The organism is Crocosphaera watsonii WH 8501 (genome assembly GCF_000167195.1).
Classification (GTDB): Bacteria; Cyanobacteriota; Cyanobacteriia; order Cyanobacteriales; family Microcystaceae; genus Crocosphaera; species Crocosphaera watsonii.
The window spans coordinates 1-2,104 of the sequence record NZ_AADV02000317.1 but is presented as its reverse complement, the minus strand read 5'-3'; the positions used below and the strand labels follow the sequence as shown (position 1 = coordinate 2,104).

Sequence of the window (2,104 nt, the reverse complement as noted above, 5' to 3'; positions counted from 1 at the left end):
CCATCCTGGGATTATGGGATTTAATCTTGTGATTAATGCTTTTTGTGGGGCTTTCTTGTTGGCCTTGATGGACTCTTTGATTGCCTCATGGTGAGCTAGTATTTTTTTCTTGCTTGGCTTGATTAGTGTTTTGAATCCAGTTAGTTGTGCATTTTTTCCACCTGTTTTACTAGAGTGGTGTTTACCCTTGGGGTATGACCTAATATTGAATCCAAGGAAATCGAAGCCTGGTTCAATGGTTTTACCATTATGGACAATACTTTTTAGAGTGTGTCTTATGGAAGTCTTCTCTGGTTTTAGTTCCAATCCGACTTTTTCTAACCATTGTGCAACTAGATTTTTACATTGTAGAATAACATCGTAATCTGTATGAAGAATTACGAAATCATCGGCGTAGCGGATGATTTTGGGTTTATATCCCTGTTTAAGACTGCCATCTTCTCTCCGTTTTGTACGGGGGAAGTGATTTTCTATGTCTATTATCATTCCGTGTAGTGCAATGTTAGCCAATAACGGACTTATTACACCACCTTGAGGTGTACCTGAATCTGTTTCCTCAAAAATGCCCTTGTCCATTACACCGCATTCCAACCATTGTTTAATGATTCTTTTGATGTTGTGTGGACAATCTACTTTGGACAGTAGGTAATCATGGTTAATCTTGTCGAAGCATTTGGCGATATCTGCATCTAGAACATATTTTGCATTCGTTTTTATTGCTAAAAATATTCTACTGATAGCGTCTTGCGTCTTGTGCGCTTCTGCCTGGACGGAAGCCATAAGATGTACCCTCAAATTGGGCTTCCCAGTATGGTTCTAAGGCTGATTTAACCAAGGCTTGCATTGCTCTATCTTTCATGGTGGGTATCCCCAGTCCACGTTTTTCATCTCTTCCAGGTTTAGGTATCCAAACCCGTCTGAGTGCCTTGGCTTTGTAACCTTTTAACCTTAGTTCGTTAACTAACTTTAATCTTTGGTTAGGTCGTAATGACTTTTTCCCATCAACTCCAGCAGTTTTCTTACCTTGGTTGTCTTGGGTCACTTTGCGAATGGCTAAGAGCTTTGCGTAATGTGACTTTAACAGTAACTTCTGAAGCTTTTTAGCTTTGACTTTATTACCTGATTTAACAGCTTGAAATATTCTTTTTTGAAGCTTAAACACTTTCCTCTGGACTTTTGCCCAGTTTATGGTGTTCCATTCTGGCGTAGTCTTGGTTATACTCGCATTCGACATTTAACTACCTCTAATAGAGACTATTTCTTCTAATTAACCAGCAATACGTCAGCTTATCCATATTCATTACAAATAGGCATTAGCAACTTAATTGCTTCTCACATCCATGACCCTTGCGCTTAAGTTTGTCACTACTTACATCATCGACCTGATGGTAAGAGCAGTCATGGACTTAATTCGTTCCGTTGGTTTGGGTGTATTGGTTTTAGGTTTCATCTCTCCCCCAGGTTACTTTTAGGAATCGTTGTGGATGTTACGAAGAAAACTCCACTTTTCACCTTGTTCTTTTGAACGCAGCCTGTCAAACAGATTTGGCTACTTGGAGGTCTTGAGGGTTCAGGACGATGATTCAGCGTAATGCTTAACCGTGACCAATTGACTGGAGGAACGACTTGCCATGCTGTTTCATGACGGGTTCCCCTTTTAACCCTGCTTCTATCCTGAGTTTACTAAGTCCAAAACGGAGGGTTAAGTTGTCACTCTTAGGATTGCTCCCTTGATTCCGAGTGTGGCTCCTTTAGCCAACAAACCAACAGTTATCTAGTTTTCTAGGTTCTAGACTAGCTACACACCTGTATTTAGTACAGGCTTTCTAGCTAAACGAATCGCACCTTCGGTTCCTACTAATGGAACTGCTGCTAAAGCAATTGAAAAAAGTGGTGGCGGTTTAGTGATTCCTCCAGAAGATTCCCAAGCCCTAGCCTCGGCCATAGAACACTTATATCGGAATCCTCAACTGGTTAAATCTCTGGGAAAAAGAGGTCGAGAGTATGCTAAAAAAGTGTATAATTTTGAGTTTATTTTGGATAGATACGAAGAGTTATTATTGTCCATGAAAAAGCCTTAAAAAGGTACCGGCTCGAACTTATC

The 2,104-nt window shown here is 40.3% G+C and carries 1 protein-coding gene and 1 pseudogene; both read right to left on the bottom strand.

Annotated elements, in window-relative coordinates; all coding sequences use genetic code 11:
* Positions 1 to 1,234: pseudogene (gene ltrA / locus CWATDRAFT_RS31355) on the bottom strand (group II intron reverse transcriptase/maturase); the annotation flags it as partial.
* A gap of 564 nt (positions 1,235 to 1,798) precedes the next feature.
* Entirely contained in the window at positions 1,799 to 1,945 is a 147-nt protein-coding gene (locus CWATDRAFT_RS42100; RefSeq protein ID WP_198139063.1) for a hypothetical protein, read from the bottom strand.
* Between the last annotated feature and the right edge of the window lie 159 nt (positions 1,946 to 2,104).

What these genes read in the sequence shown, in the direction of transcription:
- CWATDRAFT_RS42100 (WP_198139063.1), bottom strand. Translation starts at nt 1,945, where the DNA reads ATGGCCGAGGCTAGGGCTTGGGAATCTTCTGGAGGAATCACTAAACCG.